This window comes from Aeromonas sp. S2(2024), from assembly GCF_041402505.1.
Lineage (GTDB): Bacteria > Pseudomonadota > Gammaproteobacteria > Enterobacterales > Aeromonadaceae > Aeromonas > Aeromonas media.
This window is the reverse complement of record NZ_JBGLRL010000027.1, coordinates 20,720-40,415: the sequence shown is the minus strand read 5'-3', so window position 1 is coordinate 40,415 and position 19,696 is coordinate 20,720. Positions and strand designations below refer to the sequence as shown.

Genomic DNA, 19,696 nt, shown 5'->3' with positions numbered 1-19,696 from the left:
TGCCCCAGAAGAAAGATAAATCGCCTTTCACCATTGCGTGTTCATCGGTCACCAGTTCCTTGACCGCCGCCTCCTGCAGCCTGCTCCCGATGGCCGCCCCGGCCGACGCCGACGCCGTGGCGGTCGCGGCAGGCAGGGCAATAAACTGACCATAGAGACCGCGCAGATCGGCTATCAGGCCGCGATTTTCAGACCCACCCAGGCTTGCGCCATGATGGTCAGTGCGGTACGCCACTCTAGAGGGTCTGGATCAGCGACTTGAGGGTCACCCCCATGGCGATCAAGCCATCGTAGAGGCGCTGCGCCCACGCCTGCAGGCGACCATCCTTGGCCATCGCGTCGAACTCGGCGTTGAGCTGGGCCAGCTGGTTCTTGAGCCAGGTCAGCGCCCCGTTCTCTGCCACCATGCGGTAGAACTTGGCCAGGTTGTCCTGGGCGTTGGAGATAAGCCCCGAGAGCAGGCTCATGTTGTTGGCCGACGCCCCGCTCGACTGGGCGGCGATCTCGTTCATCAACGCCTGGATGGTGTCACGGCCAAGCTTGCCGGCTTCCGAGAGCTTCTGCAGCTCGGCGGTGTTCTTGCCGGTGACTTGCTCCAGCAGTTGCCACACCGGCACACCGCGCTCGATAAGCTGCAGGATCTCCTCCCCCTGCAGCTTCTGCTTGGCCCAGGCCTGGCCAAGGGCCAGGGAGATGCCCTGCACCTCCTCAAAGCCACCGCCGAGCTTGTAGGCCTGATCGACGATGCCCTGCATGGCGCCATTCATGGGGTCGATACCAAAGGCTTTCAGGCGCACGAAGACCTGGGTCACCTCGTCGAGCTGCAGCGGGGTGTTCTTGGCGAAGTCCTGGATCCAGGCAGAGGCCTCTTTGCCACCGGCAATCGACCCCATCACCGCCTTGAGCTGTACATTGAGCCGCTCGGCCTGATCGCCGGTTTGGAACATGGCCATCAGTTGGGTGGTGAGGGTCTGGATACCGAACCAGGTACCGGCCATGGCCACCAGGCGGCCGGTCAGGCTACCGATGGCCCCCTGGAAGCCGCCAGCGCCTTGCGCCCCCTGAACCAGCGAGCGCCCCAGCCGCTCGGTCTGGGCCGCGCTCTCGCGCAGCTCCCGCTGCAGTCTGTTCTGTTCTTGGGCAAGGTTGCGGGTATCGATCCCAGCTTGGGATAGGCCCCCACGCAGGCGGCCAACTTCGCTGTGCTGGGCAATCAGCTGGCGCTCCAGTTGCTTGACCTCGGAAGCCAGCAGTCGCTCCTGGTCGGTGAGCTGGCGAGCGCTACCCGCCGCCCCCTGCTGCTCGCGGCGCAGTTCGGCCAACTTATCCCGGGAGAGTATGGTGGCCAGTTCGAGCTGGGTCAGGGCGCGGCCGCTGGCCTCGAACTGAGCGATCAGCTCCTGCTGCTGAGTCAGGGTTTCCAGGGTTTGCGCCAGTCGCTCGGTCTCGGCTGCGGTCTCGGTCGAGAGAGGCCCCAGCTCCTGTACCTGCCCCGCCAGCGCGGCCAAGTCCTCACGGCCGGTGACCTTGGCCGCCAGCTCTAGGGCGAGTTTGAGGGTGGAAGAGGTGGACATGGAGCATGAATCGCCCCTACTTTCCTAGATACCCCAAGTGCCTCTATGCACTGCGCGCCCCATGGCCCAAAGTCATCTAAATACTCATATTGGGACTGGCGGTGCCGATACAGTCATTGGGGTCAGGCTGTGGTGCCGCTCCGGATCGTCAACGAGGTAGGAGTGTCATGTTCAATCACAAACTCAAGGCGCAGTTGCTGGCCTGTCAGACCCGGCTCGATGAGCAGCAGAGTGTCGTCGAGGCGATCAAGGACGGCGCCGCGACCATCATCTTCAGCCCGGACGGGGAGATCCTGGAGGTCAGCGAGCCCTTCCTGAGCCTGATGGGGTATGGCGCGAGCGAGCTGCTGGGGCACCACCACCGCCTGCTCTGCCCCGAAGGCTGGACCGGCTCCACCGACTATCAGCAGTTCTGGCGCCGCCTCGCCCAGGGGGAGGTGCAGTCCGGCATCTTCGAGCGGGTCAACCGGCAGGGGGAGACGCGCTGGCTCGAGGCGAGCTATTTCCCGGTAAAGACACAGGGCAGGGTGACCCGGGTAGTGAAGATGGCCAGCGATGTGACGGCCCGGCATCAGCGGCTGCAACACCTGGAGGCGCTGTCCCAGGCGCTGGACCGTTCCCGGGCCATGATAGAGTTCACCCCGAGCGGCGAGATCATCAGTGCCAACGCCAACTTCCTCGACGCCATGGGCTATCGCCTGAACGAGATTGCGGGCAAGCATCACAGGATCTTCTGTGACGAGGTATTCCTGAGCGAGCAGCCCACATTCTGGGAGGAGCTGGCCCGTGGCCAGTTCAAGTCCGGCCTCTTCATGCGCCACAACAGCCGGGGGGATTCCGTCTGGCTGGAGGCCACCTATAACCCTATTCGCGATCAGAACGGCAAGGTGGTGAAGGTCGTCAAGTTCGCCAGCGACATCACGGCCCGCATTGAGCAGAACCACGCCACCCGGGAAGCGGCCCGCCTCGCCCACAGCACGGCGCAGGAGACCTTGAGCAGCGCCGAGGCCGGTGCCGAGCTGCTGCGCGCCGTGGTCGATACCTCTTCTCTGATCGCCGCCCAGGTGGATCAGGCCATCGCCCTCATAACTCAGCTCAACGAGCAGTCCAGGAGCATCGAGGCCATCGTCTCGACCATCAGTGCCATTGCCGATCAGACCAACCTGCTGGCCCTCAACGCGGCCATCGAGGCGGCGCGGGCGGGGGAGCAGGGACGGGGCTTTGCGGTGGTGGCCGACGAAGTGCGCCAACTGGCGGCCCGCACCTCCCTCTCCACCGGCGAGATAGCCAAGGTGGTGCAGAAGAACCGCGAGCTGACCGCCAGGGTGACCGACGACATGGCCGGGGTGGCGGGCAGCGCCGAACTCGGCAAGCAGCAAATCAGCGAGGTGGACAAGCTGATGAGCGACATCCACCGGGAGGCGAGCCGGGTCTCGCAGACGGTCTCGGCACTCTCCATCTGAGTCGTCGTCCCTGACGACACCGTCTGGCGAGATCGCCAAAAGAGTGAGCGAACGAGCACTCAAGCTGAACCCTGGCTGTACGACCCCGCCCTTGTGAATTGTGGCGCCCCGCCGCCTTGTTTAGGCTGCCGCCTCTTTTTTCAATGAGCAGGTAGAGAACAATGGCAGTACGACAGAAAGGCAGGGCCCTGGCCCTGCTGCTGGGGACGGTGGCGAGCATGGGGCTCGGCGGTTGCATGGGGCAGATGGGCCTCTCCTCCATGGTGACCAAGGGCAACCTCAGCGTGGTGGACAATCGCTACGGTCGTGCCGGTGTCTTCGTCCTGCTCTCCCCCGTCTATGGTTTGGCGGCGACGGCGGATCTGTTCGTGTTCAACACCATCGAATTCTGGTCTGGCAAGAACCCGATCACCGGCAAGTCCCCGGCGCTGGTGGATCACAAGGCCGATGCGGTGATCAAGGTCAACCAGCATCTGGATCCGGCCCTCAACAAGGTGCCGCTCGCCATGCTGCCGCAAGGGGTGCGCGAGGTGAAGGTGAGCTACCCCGACGAGCGCACGGCCCAGATGGAGATCCACTACATCGACGGCCATCGCGACATGATGCGGGGGGAGATGCGCGGCGAACTGCTGGAGATCTATCTGGACGACAAGCTGGTCTCGACCCTGACCCGCCAGCAGTTGGACGAAACGGCAAGCTCAGGTAAGGCTGACGTTTAAGTTCCTCAGGATCCTGATCTTTTCTTCTCTGGAAAGGGTATACATAAGCTGCTGGCAAGATCGCCATGACGTCCAAGGAAGCAGGTTATGACGGTGAGGGGTTTGCGATTGGCAGAGTTGATTGGTTCCCTTAGTCATGCTCTGGACATGACGGAGGGTCAACCCAGAGGGCACTGCATCCGCTGTTGCTGGATAGGTTCTCGTCTGGGGGAGCGGCTGGGACTGGATGCCCGGCAACGCCACGATCTCTACTACACGCTCCTGCTCAAGGATCTGGGTTGCAGCAGCAATGCCGCCCGTATCTGCGAGCTCTACCTCACCGACGATCTTCACTTCAAGCGCGACTTCAAGCTGGTGGATGGCTCCCTCTCCGAGGTGGTCAACTTCGTGTTGGGTCACACCGGCTTGCAGACGGACCTGCTGGGGCGCTTTCGCAGCCTGTTCCATATCTTTCGCAACGGCGATCAGATAGCCAACGAACTTATCCAGACCCGCTGTCATCGGGGGGCGGACATCGCTCGCCAGCTGCGCTTCAGTGACGAGGTGGCCGCAGGCATTCTCTCCCTCGATGAACACTGGAACGGCAAGGGGCGGCCACTGCAACTGGCTGGCGAGAGGATCCCTCTCTTCTCCCGCATTGCCCTGCTCTGCCAGGTGGTCGATGTGTTTCACGCCGCCGCAGGGCCGGATGCTGCGCTCAGGGAGCTGCGCGAGCGCAGCGGCAGCTGGTTTGATCCCGCCCTGGTCAGCGAATTTGAAGCGCTTGCCGACGACGATTTCTGGCAAGGGCTGACCGACCCCAGGCTGACCGAGTGGGTCTTCGACCACCCGGCCGGTCAGGGGGAGGTAGCGCTGGATGAGGATTATCTGGACGAGATAGCGGCGGCCTTCGGTCAGGTGGTGGACTCCAAGAGTCCATACACCGCGGGCCACAGCGGCAGGGTCGCGCTCTATACCGACATCATTGCCGCTCAGATGGGGCTGTCTGAATCGAGGCGGCGATGGCTCAAACGGGGTGCCCTGCTCCATGACGTGGGCAAGCTTGGGGTGAGCAACGCCATTCTCGACAAACCGGACAAGCTCAATGCGCAGGAGTGGGCCGCGGTGCAGATGCATGCCGCCTATACCGAGGAGATCCTGAGCCGGATTGGCGCCTTCGAGGAGCTGGCGCAAGTGGCGGGGGCCCATCATGAACGCCTGGATGGCAAGGGGTATCCAAAGGGGCTCAGCGCTGCGGACATCGCGCTCGAGACGCGCATCATCACCACTGCCGACATCTTCGATGCCATTACCGCCAAGCGTCCCTATCGCGGGGCCATCCCGGTGCCCCAGGCGCTGGAGATGATGGCCGAGCATCTGGGCACCGCCATCGATCCCGACTGTTTCGCCGCCCTGCAGGCGGGGATCCGGGATTTTTCCATCTACCTCAGTCCCGAGCAGCCGCTGGCGCAGGCCGGTTAAGGCCTTTAGCGCCGTCATGGCCAAGCGGCCAGATGCAAAGACAGACACACACCCCGCATTGCGGGGTGTGTTGTTTTGGGGCGCTGGCTGCGGGGGGAGTATTCCAGCCCAAGCAGGGGACAGGTTGGCGAGCCGCTACTGATGGCTTTAGCTCGGCAGAGTGACGCGGGCGAGCGCTGTGTTCGGGCGGCACCATCTCATGTCGGGTCGAACTTCTCGTGTGGGAGGTCGCCGCGACTGCTACTCCCCCGACAAGAGGCGGATCCGGACCCGCTCGCCGGGGGCAATGGCCGAGTTGGTGGAGCATTCGATCAGGCAGTTGGCCGCAGGCAGGGCAGAGGGCATGACAGCACTTGCCGGACGGACCAGCAAGCAGCCGTCGGCATCCTGGGTGAGGTAGCCGGGCAGGCAGGTCTCCCCCGCCGGATTGGGGATAGCCTCCTGGGCGCGGGCGAGCAGGCGCAGCGGCGGGAGAGGGGGCTGGGCGTCCCGGATGGGCAGCCGGGCGCAGATGAAGTCGGCGATGGCATCCAGATCCTCGAAACGAAACTGGGGCAGCGTCGTGGCCTGAGGCCGATCGCTGATGAGGGCGACGATGTCCGGGTCATCCGGGAACAGCAGCGGCCGGCCGATGGCGCCGCGGTGCAGCTCAATCTTGGGAAAATGGCGATGCTTGAACCCCTCGATCAGCAGCAGATCGAGCTGGTCCCGGTCGAAACGGGCCAGCAGCGCCTCCAGAGTGGGCTCGCCCTCCGGGGTCTCGCAGATCAGGGCGTGGCGCCGGTCGGAGGCCGCCATCACCTGCCGGGCTCCCGCCTGGCGCAGGCGATGGCTGTCCTTGCCGGGTTTGTCCATGTCGAAGTCGTGATGGGTATGCTTGAGCACCCCAAGCCGCAGGCCACGCTGGCCGAGCAGGGGGATGAGTCGCTCCAGCAAGGTGGTCTTGCCGGTACCGCTCCAGGCGACGAAGCCGAGCAGGGGGAGGGCACTCATGGTGTGTCTCCGCCCGCCAGCAGACTCGCCTCGTAGGCGGCGAGCTCGGCCGGGCTGTTGAGATTGATGAAGGCATCCGGCGCATCGGCAAAGGGCACCACCGTCATCCGGTGGCGGGCAAACCAGGCCCCGGTCTTGCGCTCTCCCTCTGCCAGCGCCCGTTGCAGGGAGGGCAGCAGGCTGCGGTGCAGCAGGGCGATCACGGGTTGCAGGTGCTCCCCGTCGTGGGCCACCACCAGTTCGGTCTGCGGCGTCAGGGCAGCGCGAAAGCGGGTCATCAGATCCCGTGGCAGGGCGGGCCCGTCACAGGGGACAAACAGCACCCAGTCGTGGCGGGCTGCGGCCAGGCCGGCCTGCATGCCCGCCAGCGGCCCCTGAAAGTCGGCCTGCTCGTCGCCGATGACGGGGGCCAGTTGCCGGTAGCGATCCTCGCTGCGGTTGGCGTTGATCAGCACCTCGTCCACCTGGGGGCGCAGGCGCTCCAGCACATGGGCTACCAGGGGCTGGCCCGCCAGGGGCACCCAGCCCTTGTCGTCGCCCCCCATGCGGGTGGCACGGCCGCCGGCCAGGATCACGGCGGAGACGGGGAAGGTGGGGTCGCTGCGGCTCATGGGGCTCCAGAGATCGATAGGGGTGGCATGCCGCGCAGCAGGGGTCCGCTGTTGCAAAGGGGCTCGCGGCATCGAATGTCCGCCGATCTTGCGCCAAGCGCCTCGCCAGGGCAAGCCCGGCGGCCATGAGCCAGGCAGGAGAGGGGGCTTTGGCCGCAGGGTATGCCCAAGCTCACAAAACCGAATCCCCAAACGTCATATGATCCCCTGCAATCTGAGTCTTGCTCTCCTGCCGAATGGCAACTTCATGTAAATCAAAGAGAATGACTATGGCTACCGGACAATATCTGCTGTGGAAAGACGCACAGGGAGAGGACTTTCGCCCCGTTGCACTGACAGGCACCGATCTGCTCAACGATCGCAATCTCAACAAGGGCACCGCCTTCACCGAACAGGAGCGCGCCGATTTCGAGCTCGACGGCCTGTTGCCGCCCCAGGTACAGACCTTCGAAGCCCAGCTGGATCGGGTCTATCAGGGCTTCCTGAGCGCCTGCAGCGACATCGAGAAGTACCAGAACCTGCGGGCATTGCAGGATCGCAACGAGACCCTGTTCTACGCCCTGCTGTCGCGTCACGTGGAGGAGATGACCCCCTACATCTATACCCCGACCGTGGGCAAGGCGTGCCAGGAGTTCAGCCACCGCTTCCAGAAGCCGCGCGGCCTCTACATCACCCCGAAGAACGTCGATGACATGGGTTCGCTGGCGCGCCACATGGACGCCAAGGCGGTACGCATCATAGTGGTGACCGACAGCCAAGGGATCCTCGGCATCGGCGATCAGGGGGTGGGGGGCATGGGCATTCCCATCGGCAAGCTCTCCCTCTATACCCTGGGGGCCGGCATCCATCCGGCCTGCTGCCTGCCCATCGCGCTGGATGTGGGTACCGACAATCAGGCGCTGCTGGATGACCCCATGTACCTGGGTCAGCCCCACAAGCGCATTCGTGGCAAGGAGTACGACGACTTCATCGACAAGTTCGTGGCCGGGGTCAAGCGCCACTTCCCCAACGCCGTGCTGCAGTGGGAGGACTTCAGCAAGTCCAACGCCTTCAATAATCTGTCGCGCTACCAGCAGACGCTGCCCTCGTTCAACGACGACATCCAAGGCACCGGGGCCGTGGTGCTGGCGGGCATCATCGGCGCCGTCAAGTCCAAGGGTGAGACCCTGGGCCAGCAGAACTACCTGGTCTATGGCGCCGGGGCCGGCGGGGTCGGGGTGGCGGATCAGATCTGCGCCGGCATGATCCGCGAGGGGCTTGACCCGCAGGCGGCCCGGGATCGCATCTACATCCTGGATACCCAGGGACTGGTGTGCGACAACCGCGAGGGGCTGGACGAATACAAGCGCCGCTACGCCAAGCCGGGCCTGCTGCTGGCCCAGTGGGATCTGCAGGGCAAGGCCGGGCTGACCGAGGTGCTGCGCCACGTGCCCATCAGCGTGCTGCTTGGCACCAGCGGGGCCGGTGGCGCCTTCCAGGAAGAGCACATCCAGCTGATGCTGGCCCACTGCGAGCGCCCCATGGTGTTCCCCCTCTCCAATCCCACCGCCAACTGCGAGGCGCTGCCGGAAGACATCTATCGCTGGAGCCAGGGCCGCGCCATCGTCGCCACCGGCAGCCCGTTCAAGGACGTGGAGTTCGAGGGGCAGCGCTACCGCATCGGGCAGGGCAACAACGTCTTCATCTTCCCCGGTGTGGGGCTGGCCGCCATCGTCAGCCAGATCCGCGAGATAAGCCCGGACATCTTCACCACCGCGGCCTTCGCGCTGGCGGAGTGCGTGGATGAGGCGGATCTCGCCCGGGGCACCGTCTACCCGAGGATCAGCGAGCTGCGCAGCATCTCGGTGCACGTGGCGACCGCGGTGCTCAAAGACATAGTGCGCAAGGATCCTTCCCACCCGCTCATCGGCCAGGATCTGCAGCAGCACCTCCTGAGCCACATGTGGGAGCCTGTCTATCTGCCCTACCGCCGGGTCTGACGGGGTGTCGAAAAACTCGACGGGGTGGCGCCAGCCACCCCGTTTTTTTGTGTCCACCGACCACAGCGGGACCATGGTCGGTGGATGCTGCACTTTTTTGAGCCCAGCTCCCGACGCAGGCGCTGGGTGATGGCCCGGGCTGAAAACCTTGTCATCACACCCGGCCAGAAAAACGATTGGCGTCGGCCACAAAAGTGCGTAAAATCGCATACTCGATGCTTGTAGCAACGAATCCCGCCTAAAAAGCCAGTTTCATGCCCTCCCCAAGCAGTAAAAGGTAACAAATGACGCCAACAGGCTCATTTCATGCCTTGAAAAAGTCTTGTGATAACTGAAAAGTGTCAATTATCCCTGTCAGTTATCAAAAAATTAAGGATACCCATGTTTTCCTTGGTCAAGCAAAGTGTCGCCGGGCTGCAAATTCTGTTTGTCGCCTTCGGTGCCATGGTTCTGGTGCCCCTGCTCACCGGATTGAACCCCTCCATGGCCCTGCTTGGCGCCGGTGTAGGCACCCTGTTGTTCCAGCTCTGCACCCGTCGCCAGGTGCCGATCTTCCTCGGCTCCAGCTTCGCCTTCATCGCCCCCATCATCTATGCCACCCAGACCTGGGGCCTGCCCTCCACCATGTTCGGTCTGTTTGCCGCCGGCTTCATGTACTTCATCCTGGCGGCCCTCATTCGCGTGCGGGGCATGGGTTTTGTGCACAAGCTGCTGCCCCCCGTGGTGATTGGTCCGGTAATCATGGTGATCGGCCTGTCGGTGGCCCAGGTGGCCTGCAACATGGCCATGGGCCGTGCCGGGGCCGAGCAGGTGGTGGCCCCTGCCACCGCGCTGACTCTGGCGGGGATCTCGCTCGCTGTCACGCTGATTGCGGCCGTGTTCTGCAAGGGGTGGATCAAGCTCATCCCCATCCTCTCCGGCGTCATCGCCGGTTATGTGGCCGCGGTGCTGATGGGTCAGGTGAGTTTCGAGGGCATGGTCAATGCCCCCTGGCTGGCGCTGCCCCACTTCGAAACCCCCGAGATCAACTGGGCTGCCGCCCTCTTCATGCTGCCGGTGGCCATCGCCCCCTGCATCGAGCACATCGGTGGCGTACTGGCCATCGGCGGTGTGACCGGGCAGGACTACACCAAGAACCCGGGCCTGCACCGCACCCTGGCCGGTGACGGCATCGGCGTCTGCTTCGCCGGTTTCATCGGTGGCCCTCCCGTCACCACCTATGCAGAAGTGACCGGCGCCGTGATGATCACCCGCAACTTCAACCCGGTCACCATGACCTGGGCTGCGGTGTTCGCCATCATTCTGGCCTTCTTTGGCAAGTTCAACGCCCTGCTCACCTCCATCCCCATGCCGGTGATGGGTGGCATCATGCTGCTGCTGTTCGGATCCATCGCCGCCATCGGTCTCAAGACCCTGGTGGAGTCCAAGGTGGATCTGGGGCTGTCCCGCAACATCGCCATCGTGGCCGTGACCCTGACAGTAGGGGTCGGTGCGCTGGAGATGAAGATAGGTGACTTCGCCCTGGCCGGTGTCGGCCTGGCCTCGGTGGCCGCGATCCTGCTGAACCTCATTCTGCCCCAGCACTCCGAAGAGGGTGCGATGGAGTCGGCCAAGGACTGAGTGACGACCCGTCAGCCACTACCATGCCAAGAGGCCACCCCAGGGTGGCCTCTTGCTTTTGTCGCTCCCGGTCGGAGGGCCTTGCCTCATCGTGGCTCGGCCTGGCGACTACAATCAGGGGCGTTGTTCACAGTCAAGGAGACGAAGATGAAGACGAGATGGATCCTGGCCCTGATTGGGCTCATCTGGGGGGGCGCGGCCCAGGCCGGTGCGGTGCGCTACCAGGTCGATGGTCAACCCTTCGAGGGCTATTACCTGGCCGCCGCCGACAAACAGGCGCCCCTGGTGGTGCTGGTTCATGACTGGGACGGGCTCAACGACTACGAGATCAAGCGGGCCGAGATGCTGGTGGCGCTCGGTTACAGCGTGTTCGCGGTGGACTTGTTCGGTGCAGGGATCAGGCCGACCGCCATGGAGGAGAAGAAGAAGCTGACCGGGGCGCTTTATCAGGACAGGGCCAAGATGCGCAAGCTGTTGCAGGCAGGGCTCGCCGAGGCGGGAAAACAGGGAGGGCGGCTCGACAATGCGGTGGCGCTCGGCTACTGCTTTGGCGGCGCCGCCGTGCTGGAGCTGGCCCGCAGCGGCGCCAGCCTCAAGGGGGTCGTCAGCGTGCATGGGGGGCTGGAGACCCCGGCCGGACAGGACTACAAGCAGACCCGGGCCAGCTTGCTGATCCAGCATGGCAGCGCGGATCAGGCGGTGTCGCTGGGTCAGCTCGCGGCGCTCATCACCGAGCTGGAGAGCGCCGGCATCAGGCATGAGGCGACCAGCTATAGCGGCGCCCCCCATGCCTTCAGCGTCTTTGGCTCGGACAATTACCGCAGCGATGCTGATGCCAAGTCCTGGCGGCGCTTCACCGAGTTTCTCGGCGAGGTGACCAAGGGGTAGGGCGGTGAGCGGCGGCGGGCAAGGGGTCATGCCATTCATCTGTTGCGGGGCCCCACTCCTTGCTGGCCGGGTCAGCAGAAGTTCAGTGGCGCTGGTTATACTGACGCGATGAGGGACTTGCATCTGGCCAGAGCCATGCTCCGGATGTTGAACGCAAATAACGGGTCACCGGGATAGTCCTGACTCGATTCTGGATCGGCAGAGGGCCCGTCAGCCCCCACACATGAGATACGAAGGAGTAATGACATGCGTCTATGGACTCATATTCTGGCCGTTCTGCTGTTGGTTGGCTGTGCCAAGGGCGATACCCCCGCCGAGCAGCGCAGCCACATTCAACAGATGCGCCAGCAGACCCTCTCCACCCTGTATGGGCAGGATGGGGGCACCAGACAGGAGGTGGCAAGATCCAAGGGGTATGCCGTCTTCACCAATGTGAACAACAACCTGCTGGTACTGAGCGCTGGCAGTGGCTATGGGGTGCTTCGTGACAACCGCACCGGTCGTGACACCTACATGAAGATGGCGACCGCCGGGATGGGGATCGGCATGGGGATCAAGAAGTTCCAGGCCGTGATCATCTTCAACGATGCCGCCGCGCTGGATCGCTTCATCACCACGGGCTTCGATGCCAGTGCTCAGGCGGATCTGGCCGCCAAATCGGCGGAGGATGGCAAGGTGGTGGTCAGCGAGGCGGCCAACGCCGACTTCCAGAAGGTGAAGATGTACCAGCTCACCGAGCAGGGGCTCGCGGCGCAGGCCACCATGCAGGGTTACAAGTACTGGCCGGATGATGAACTCAACGGCACCAGATAACCTCCAACCACAGCTTGTCACTGCGCGGCGCTCATCAGAGCGCCGCGCGCATTTCTGCAGCCTTGAGGCCTGCTAGGCGGGCTTGTCCAGCCTCAGCACCCTCACCCACATGGCCCCTTCCCCCACGGGGTGGCGGGAGGAGAGGCTGAGCTCGCCCGTCTGCGCCGCGATGCGGTGTACGGCCACGCTGCGGGAGCGCTGCCCGGTGGCGATCAGATAGTGGCCGCTGTGGTCGATGGCAAAGCCACGGGGGCAGGATTCGGTCGGGAAGTGGTCAAGCGGGGTCAGGGCACCGTCCTCCTGATCAACACCAAACAGGGTCAGCAGGCTGCTGGTCCGCTCGCTGGTAAAGAGGAAACGGCCGTCCGGGGTCAGGTGCAGATCTGCTCCCCAACGCTTTCCCTGATAACCCTCGGGTAGCATGTCCAGGCTCTCCCGCGCGCTGATGCGACCGTCCGACTCCCTGTGGTAGCGGTTGAGGGTACAGTCGAGCTCATTGAGACAGTAGAGATCCCCGTTGGTCGGGTGCAGGGCCAAGTGACGGGGCCCGGCGCCGGGGGCGGTGTGGATGTCACCCAGGGGATGGGGGCTCAGGTGGCCATCCTCTCCCAGGGTGAAGCGGCGGATGACGTCCTCCTTGAGGCAGGCGACCAGCAGCTCCTGCTCCCCGTTTTGCCCCGCCAGCCAGGTCACCGAGTGGGCGGCCATCAGCCGGTCGATGCGCTGGTGGGGTGCCAGCACCCGGCCCCCGTCATCCATGGGCGACACGCTGACGTGGTCGAAGGCGTAGGAGGCGGCAAAGAAGAGGCGCCCCGTCCCATCCGTGCAGGTGTGGGAGGCGCTGCCCGCGAGCGGGGCCGAGGAGGGCGTCCCGAGCCTGCCATCCGCGGTGATGGGGTAGCTCAGCACCCGAAAGTCGGGGCGTACTCCGGCATAGAGCCAGCGCTGGTCCGGGCTGATGACCAGGGGCTGCACCTCGCCGCCAGTCTGGACTTCCTGCAGCGGGACCAGCTCGCCGTCCTCGAGTCGAAACACATGGATCAACCCGCTCACCGGGTTGGCGACATAAACGACTTGCTGCATTGTGATCTCCTTCATGCTCTGGCGCTCATCATTGGATGATTGTTCCAGGCCAGGCAAGTAGTTGTGCAGGGTATCGTCGTCATTGGCCGGCCCTGTCTTTGTTGTGGGACGGGTTATTTTTCCAGGCTCAGCAGGTAGTTGCGCAGATTGACGCCGCGATTGGCCAGCCCTAGCTTGATGCGCACGCTGTTGCGATGATTCTCCACCGTTTTGCGCGCCACATTGAGGGCACTGGCGATCTCCTGGCTGGACATGCCGCTGCGAATGAACTCGGCCACCTGCATCTCCGAGGGGGTCAGCACCTCCAGCAGGCGTTGGTTGCCGTCGGCCTGCAGGCTCTTCTCCATGCTGGCGCGGATCAGCTCCAGACACATCTTGAGGGCCGGATCTTGAATTTGGGTAAGTTTTTGCTCCACTTCGGGCAGGTGGCGGGCGATCAGCTGCTGATGCTGCTCACCGGGCGCCGCTCCCTGGCTGTCGCTGAGTGCGGCCAGGGAGTGACCGAGTTCGTTGATGAGCCGGTGATCCTGCTCTATGCCTGAGGCGTCCTGGCTCTCACTCGGCTTGATCTGCAGGCACCAGATGCGGGTGCCGTCCGGTCCGTCATGGGCGAAGAGCTCGAAGGCAAGATTGAGGATCTCGAAATGCAAGGTGGGCAGGTTGCCCCGGATCCGCTGGCGTATGGCCTTCAGGTAGTCGGGACCTACCAGGAACACCAGATCGTCTAGCCGATTGAGGGTCAGGGTATCCACCGGATAGCTGGATGCCACCACCTGCTCCTGCTCATCGAAGCTGATGAAATAGATGTCATTGCGCGCCAGCAGTTGATGGCAGAGCCCCTGCTCGACGATAGGGATCAGCTTGTTACTCATGTTCCTTCCAGTTCTGCATCTCGTGATAAGTCCCCGTATCTCGCCTTCATTCATCCCTGTTGTTGTGTTCGGCTCACCCAGTGAATACCCAGACGCTCAGATTTTTCCTGTCATTAATTAACAAAAATTGAACATCCTGTGAGCTGAGTCGCAAAAACATCGCGCTCTTTAGTGAGGTACATCTCATTACAGGCTATAAAACACCTAGATAATACCTATCAACCACTCAATGGATATAGGGAGAATACCATGTTGGCAAAACGCTCACACTTTTTACTGGCGGCATTGACCGCCGCCATGCTGCTCGGCAACGGGGCCCAGGCCGCCGAGGCGACCACGACTCTGGGGCCCAATGGCGAACAACCAACCCCTTATACCCAGGTAACACTCACTACTGCCCAGCAAGACAGGGTCAAGACCCAGCATTACACGGCCGCCATCCTGATGCACACCACCTCCGACTGGTCGAGTGCCCTCATCAAGGGTGCCAAAGACAGATTCCATGACTTGAACGTCAAAGTGGTGGCGGTGACCGATGCCGAATTCAATGCCAACAAGCAGAGGACGGACGTGGAAACCGTGATGGCCATGGCTCCCGACATCATTCTTACCCTGGTGGTCGACCCTGTCTCCGGCGCCGCGGCCTTTCGCCCCGCGGTCCAGCAAGGCAGCAAGCTGGTGCTGATCAGCAACCTGCCAACGGGATTTGAATATGGCAAGGATTACGCCGGTATCGTCACCGACGACCTGTTCGAGATGGGTGGTCTGGCTGCCGACATGCTGGCCAAGACGGTGGGTGAGCAGGGAAAGATAGGCTTCATCTACCACGAGGCCAATTACTACGTCACCAATCAGCGGGATCAGGCGGTGCTGACCAACTTGGCCAAGCATCACCCGGGCGTCCAGATCCTCGCCAAGCAGGGCATTGCCAACGCCAATGATGGTGAAGTGGTTGCCTCGGCTCTCATCACCCAGCACCCGGACATCCAGGCCATCTATGCCCCCTGGGATTCCATCGCCGAAGGGGTGGTTGCCGCGACGCGGGCCGCCGGACGCAGTGACATCAAGGTGATCACCATGGACCTGGGCGCCGCCAATGCCCTGGACATGGCCAAGGGCCGCAACGTGGCCGGCATAGTGACGGATTTACCTTATGACCTCGGCCAGACTCTGGCCACCATGGGGGCCCTGGCCAAGCTGGGAGAACAGACCCCTCCCTTCGTCACCGTCTCCGCCGATGCGGTGACCCGCGACAACCTGGCCGATGCCTGGCAACAGGCGCTGCGTCGAGATCCTCCGGCCGCCGTTACCAAGGCACTCAGTCAATAAGCGTACGGGTAGCCGCCTCGCAGGCGGCTACCCGTTCCATCTCACGGAAGGAGTTATCACATGGAGCTGTACGCCATAGAGGCGAGTGGTATCAAGAAGGGGTTTGACGGCATCCCCGTGCTCAAGGATGTGTCGTTTCGTCTCAAGCGTGGCGAGGTGCATGCCATCGTCGGTCAGAACGGGGCGGGCAAGTCCACCCTGGTCAAGCTGCTCAACGGCTTTCATGGTCGGGACGGTGGCGAGGTGCTGTTGTTTGGCAAGCCCTGCAGCTTCACCACCCCCAAAGAGGCGCAGGCCGAGGGGATCGCCATGGTGTATCAGGATCTCAGCCTGGTGCCGACCCTGTCGGTGGCCGACAACATCTTCCTGGCTGGCGGCGGCGAGAGTGGCTCGATCATTTCCAACCGGGACAGGGTCAGGCGTGCCGCCCCCCTGCTCGCCATGCTGGGTGTCGATCTGGATCCGGACTGCGAGGTGGGGCGGCTGAGCGTTGGTCAGCAGCAGTTCGTCGAGATAGCCAAGGCCCTGGCCCAGAATGCCCGCATCCTGGTACTTGACGAGCCGACAGCCTCGCTCTCCAACAATGAGATCAACGAACTGTTCAAGGTGATCGCCACCCTCAAGGGCCAGGGGATGTCGATCATCTACATCACCCACTATCTCAGCGACATCATGCGGGTCTGCGACGCCGTGACCGTGCTGCGTGACGGCCATACGGTGCTTGCCACCCACACGGCCAACACCAGCGTCGAGGCACTGGTCGAGGCCATGCTCGGCAGCAAGGGTGACACCAGCCTGAGCTGGTCACGCCCGGGGTCTGCCGTGGATGCCGTACCTCTGCTCGAGCTGGAAGGCGTCTCGAATGCACAGCTGCACGACATCTCCCTCAGGGTGATGCCGGGCCAAGTCGTGGGATTGGCGGGTCTGCTGGGCAGTGGCCGTACCGAGATCCTTGAGGCCATCTATGGCCTGACACCCATCCAGGCTGGCGAGATCCGCATCGATGGCGAGCCGGTGCGGATCCGCTCACCCAGGCAGGCCATCTCGCTTGGCATCAACATGGTACCGGAGGAGCGGCGCAGCCAGGGCTTGGTGCTCGATTTCTCGGTGGCCGACAACATGTTGATGGCCGCCTATGACCGGCTCACCCAGGGACTGGGTCTGGACAAGCTCAAGGGAGACGCCATGGTGCGGGCCCAGATCAAGAGCCTGGGGGTCAAGACCAGCGGTCCCGAGCAATCGGTGCGTTTTCTCTCCGGCGGCAACCAGCAGAAGGTGGTGATCGGCAAGTGCCTCTCCACCAAGGCCAAGGTGCTGCTGCTCGACGATCCCACCTTCGGCATCGATATCCATGCCAAGTACGAAATCATGAAGATAGTGGACAGCTATGTCGCCGCCGGTAACGGGGCCATTTTCGTGTCGAGTGAATATGCCGAGGTCGCCAGCTTCTGTGACCTCATCTATGTGGTGAACAAGGGGCGGATCGTCGCCTGCCTGGAAGGGCGACGGATGAATGAAGAAACGCTGCTGGCGGCGGTTCAATCACAAGCAAGGAGTCAAGGATGAAAGATTTAACTCTGCCGGCGCCCAAGGGCCGCGGTATCAACTGGCGCGACTACATCATCTACATGGTGTTCGTGGGCATCTTCGTGTTCTTTTCCGTGGTATTGCATGACAAGGGCTTCCTAAGCGCCGTCAATCTGATGAACATCGCGCGTCAGACCGCCACCATCGCCATCATGGCGGTGGGCATGACCTTCGTGCTGAGTGCCGCCGAGATAGATCTCTCGTTCGGTGCCACGGTCGCACTCAGTGCCATAGTCGCGGCGCTGACCCTGCAGGAGACGGACAGCATTCTGCTGGCGGTCTCGGCGTCGCTCCTGGTGGGCACCATGATAGGGGCCATCAACGGCCTGTTCGTGACCCAGGTCGGCATTCCCTCCTTCCTTGTGACCCTGGGTACCACCGGCATCATCACCGGCATCGCTCGCTGGTCCACCTCGCTGCAATCCATTCCCATCGACAACGACCTCTATGTGTTCATCTTCGGCTCGGGTGACATAGGGCCCATCTCGGTGCTCTTCATCTGGACCATTCTGGTGACTGTGGTAGGCGCCTTCGTGCTGCGCAATACCCGCTTCGGCAAGCAGGTGCTGGCTACCGGGGGCAACAAGATCTCCGCCATGTATTCGGGCATCAACATCAACCGCATCAAGCTCTACGTGCTGATGCTCAACGGTTTTCTCGCCGCTCTCGCGGGCATCCTCTACTCGGGGCGGCTGCAAAGCGCCCGCTACACCCTGGGGGAGAGCGATCTCATGTTGGTGATTGCCGCCGTCATCATAGGGGGGACCAATCTGTTTGGTGGCAAGGGCATGGTGGTGGGATCCGTCATCGGCGCCCTCATCATGGGCATGGTCAACAATGGCCTGATCCTGATGGGGCTGAACGTGGATCAGCAACTGATCCTGCGCGGCATCATCGTCATCGTCGCCGTCACCTTCACCATGGGGCAGCTCAAGCAGCTGCGAAAAAAATAAATTTATTATCAGATACTTAAGGAAGAGATCATGAAGATGGATCCCAAGGTGGCAAGCATCATCTCCAGCTGGAGCCTGAAAGAGAAGGTGGGTCAGTTGTTCATCCTGGCCTTCCCGGGCAAGTCCGCCGAGCAGGCGCGCACCATGATAGTCGAGTACAACCTGGGAGGCTGTTATCTGAGCCAGGACAACGGCGATACCTTCGCCGAGGCCCAGCAATTGACTCGGGAGCTGGCCAGCATAGGTGCCGAGCAGGGTCGCCTGCCGCTGCTGCTCGGAGTGGATCAGGAGGGGGCCTGGGGCGTGCTGGTGGGGGAGTCCACCACTGGGCCCGGCAATCTGGCTCTCGGTGTGGCCGAGACCGGGCAGGGTACCGAAGCCATGTACAAGGCCATGGCCGAGGAGATGCGCCTTGCCGGTTTCAACTGCATTCTGGGGCCCTGCTGCGATGTGAACTTCAATCCAAGCTCCCCCATCATCGACAGCCGCTCCTTCGGGGACAGGCCCGCCAAGGTGGCGTTGCACGCGGCGGCGGCGGTGCGCGGTCTGCACCAGGGGGGCATCTGTGGCAGCGGCAAGCACTTCCCCGGGCACGGCGACACCCAGGGTGACACCCACAGGGAGATCCCCAGGGTCGACAAATCCCTCAGCGAGTTGCGCGAGCAGGATCTGCGGCCCTTCCAGTCCGCCATCGATGCCGGGGTGGATCTCATCATGACCAGCCATATCCTCTATCCGCAGCTCGACAGTCAGCACCCGGCCACGCTCTCATCGCTTATCTTGCAGGATCTGCTGCGTACCGAGATGGGCTTCGAGGGTGTCATCATCTCCGACAGCATGAACATGGGGGCTATCGTCCACCACTACTCCCCCGCCACGGCGGCAGTGCTGGCGCTCAAGGCGGGCATCAACATGATCATGCTCTCCGAGGAGCACTACGATCACAGCGACTCTTACCTCGACAAGCAGTTCGCCATGATCCACGGCATCATGGCCGCGGTGGCGGCGGGGGATCTGGACGAGGCAGTGATCGATGCCGCCCTGGCTCGCATCCTTGCCTTCAAGCTCGCCAAGCTGGTGCCCATGGCGCTCTATCAACCCACCGACATGGCGGCAAACCAGCAGGTGGCCAACCGCTGTGCCAACCAGGCGCTCACCTGGCTACGCCAGGTGCCCGAGTTGGGCGAGGGGCCCTTCTATGTGCTCAACGCCACACCGGCGACCAGCTATCACAACCTCACCAATCCCCGTGGCATAGGCCCCAACCAGCGTGAACCTGCCTTCGATCACTTCCTTGCGGCTCTGGCCCAGGGCGCTCGACGGGTGCTGTCCGTGACGCCCGAGCAGCTGACAACCGTTGGCGACGACTGGCTGCTGGTGGTGACCGAGCACCATCCTCTGCCCGGAGAAGACTTCGCCCAAGGGGAGGCCCAGGCCTTGGTCCGCTGGCTCAGCCGCGAGGTCGAGAAGCTGATAGTGGTGGCACTGCGCAGCCCTTATGACCTGCTCGGTTATCCGGATGTGCGCTACTACCTGTGCAGCCACTCGGCCCGCCCCGAGAGCGCTCGCGCCGCCGCAAAAGTGTTGAATGGCACCCTGGCGACCCAGCACAGCCGTGCGGTGAGTCTGGTCAGTTAACTTTTGTTTTTCCCGCCATCCCGGATGGCGGGGGATTTCTCCTAGGAGTCTGTTGTTGGGAGCCTGCATGGGCAATTGCCCGGTGATTAATGGACTAATTAGAGGGTTCAGGC

The 19,696-nt window shown here is 62.9% G+C and carries 16 protein-coding genes and 1 pseudogene; 11 read left to right on the top strand and 6 right to left on the bottom strand.

Translation table 11 applies throughout. The features are described 5' to 3' along the window. Positions 1-235 (bottom strand): hypothetical protein (locus ACB039_RS19240; RefSeq protein ID WP_371166239.1); only part of this gene is annotated, 235 nt, incomplete at its 3' end. Position 236: 1 nt separating this feature from the next. Further along, positions 237-1,574: a tape measure protein gene (locus tag ACB039_RS19235; protein ID WP_371166238.1), complete on the bottom strand. Its 1,338-nt coding sequence runs from the start codon at positions 1,572-1,574 to the stop codon at positions 237-239. A gap of 167 nt (positions 1,575-1,741) precedes the next feature. On the opposite strand from ACB039_RS19235, the gene ACB039_RS19230 reads away from it, so the two are divergent. The 3 genes from ACB039_RS19230 (at position 1,742) to ACB039_RS19220 (ending at position 5,217) form a co-directional block, all read left to right on the top strand. Further along, positions 1,742-3,037: a methyl-accepting chemotaxis protein gene (locus tag ACB039_RS19230; protein WP_371166237.1), complete on the top strand. Its 1,296-nt coding sequence runs from the start codon at positions 1,742-1,744 to the stop codon at positions 3,035-3,037. A 161-nt stretch (positions 3,038-3,198) separates the two neighbouring features. Continuing rightward, positions 3,199-3,756, top strand: coding sequence for a DUF3332 domain-containing protein (locus ACB039_RS19225; protein WP_226172031.1), 558 nt, complete (start codon positions 3,199-3,201; stop codon positions 3,754-3,756). A gap of 87 nt (positions 3,757-3,843) precedes the next feature. Beyond that, complete coding sequence (locus ACB039_RS19220; protein ID WP_182788244.1) at positions 3,844-5,217, top strand: HD-GYP domain-containing protein; 1,374 nt, start codon at positions 3,844-3,846, stop codon at positions 5,215-5,217. Between the two features lie 507 nt (positions 5,218-5,724). On the opposite strand, the pseudogene mobB reads toward ACB039_RS19220, so the two are convergent. Next, positions 5,725-6,210: pseudogene (gene mobB / locus ACB039_RS19215) on the bottom strand (molybdopterin-guanine dinucleotide biosynthesis protein B); the annotation flags it as partial. Further along, positions 6,207-6,821 (bottom strand): molybdenum cofactor guanylyltransferase MobA, encoded by a 615-nt coding sequence (mobA, locus tag ACB039_RS19210; protein WP_371166236.1) that lies wholly within the window; start codon positions 6,819-6,821, stop codon positions 6,207-6,209. The pseudogene mobB and the gene mobA, both read right to left, overlap by 4 nt. Before the next feature lie 269 nt (positions 6,822-7,090). Here mobA and ACB039_RS19205 point away from each other — a divergent pair, with 269 nt between their 5' ends. The 4 genes from ACB039_RS19205 (at position 7,091) to ACB039_RS19190 (ending at position 12,121) form a co-directional block, all read left to right on the top strand. Then, positions 7,091-8,800: an NAD-dependent malic enzyme gene (locus ACB039_RS19205; protein ID WP_005328846.1), complete on the top strand. Its 1,710-nt coding sequence runs from the start codon at positions 7,091-7,093 to the stop codon at positions 8,798-8,800. A gap of 381 nt (positions 8,801-9,181) precedes the next feature. Further along, positions 9,182-10,420, top strand: coding sequence for a uracil-xanthine permease family protein (locus ACB039_RS19200; RefSeq protein WP_041205344.1), 1,239 nt, complete (start codon positions 9,182-9,184; stop codon positions 10,418-10,420). Between the two features lie 147 nt (positions 10,421-10,567). Continuing rightward, positions 10,568-11,308: a dienelactone hydrolase family protein gene (locus tag ACB039_RS19195; RefSeq protein ID WP_371166235.1), complete on the top strand. Its 741-nt coding sequence runs from the start codon at positions 10,568-10,570 to the stop codon at positions 11,306-11,308. 246 nt (positions 11,309-11,554) lie between these two features. Then, positions 11,555-12,121, top strand: a complete 567-nt coding sequence (locus ACB039_RS19190; RefSeq protein ID WP_042650687.1) for a YSC84-related protein — start codon at positions 11,555-11,557, stop codon at positions 12,119-12,121. Between the two features lie 72 nt (positions 12,122-12,193). Here the strand turns inward: ACB039_RS19190 and ACB039_RS19185 are convergent, their stop codons facing one another. Together ACB039_RS19185 and ACB039_RS19180 are read right to left on the bottom strand one after the other, a co-directional pair. Beyond that, entirely contained in the window at positions 12,194-13,204 is a 1,011-nt protein-coding gene (locus tag ACB039_RS19185; RefSeq protein WP_371166234.1) for a beta-propeller fold lactonase family protein, read from the bottom strand. A 113-nt stretch (positions 13,205-13,317) separates the two neighbouring features. After that, positions 13,318-14,076 (bottom strand): helix-turn-helix transcriptional regulator, encoded by a 759-nt coding sequence (locus ACB039_RS19180; RefSeq protein ID WP_218409360.1) that lies wholly within the window; start codon positions 14,074-14,076, stop codon positions 13,318-13,320. Between the two features lie 249 nt (positions 14,077-14,325). Between ACB039_RS19180 and ACB039_RS19175 the strand changes: the two genes are divergently transcribed. The 4 genes from ACB039_RS19175 to ACB039_RS19160 are packed head-to-tail and all read left to right on the top strand — an operon-like array spanning position 14,326 to position 19,583. Beyond that, on the top strand, positions 14,326-15,405 hold the full coding sequence (locus tag ACB039_RS19175) for a substrate-binding domain-containing protein (protein WP_371166233.1): 1,080 nt from the start codon (positions 14,326-14,328) through the stop codon (positions 15,403-15,405). Positions 15,406-15,465: 60 nt separating this feature from the next. Then, positions 15,466-16,971 carry a sugar ABC transporter ATP-binding protein gene (locus ACB039_RS19170; protein WP_371166232.1) on the top strand — a complete coding sequence of 502 codons (1,506 nt, stop codon included), beginning with the start codon at positions 15,466-15,468 and terminating at the stop codon, positions 16,969-16,971. Continuing rightward, positions 16,968-17,945, top strand: coding sequence for an ABC transporter permease (locus ACB039_RS19165; RefSeq protein ID WP_218409359.1), 978 nt, complete (start codon positions 16,968-16,970; stop codon positions 17,943-17,945). Before ACB039_RS19170 ends, ACB039_RS19165 begins: the two co-directional genes overlap by 4 nt. Positions 17,946-17,975: 30 nt before the next feature. Continuing rightward, positions 17,976-19,583, top strand: coding sequence for a glycoside hydrolase family 3 N-terminal domain-containing protein (locus ACB039_RS19160; protein ID WP_371166231.1), 1,608 nt, complete (start codon positions 17,976-17,978; stop codon positions 19,581-19,583). The last annotated feature ends 113 nt before the right edge of the window (positions 19,584-19,696 follow it).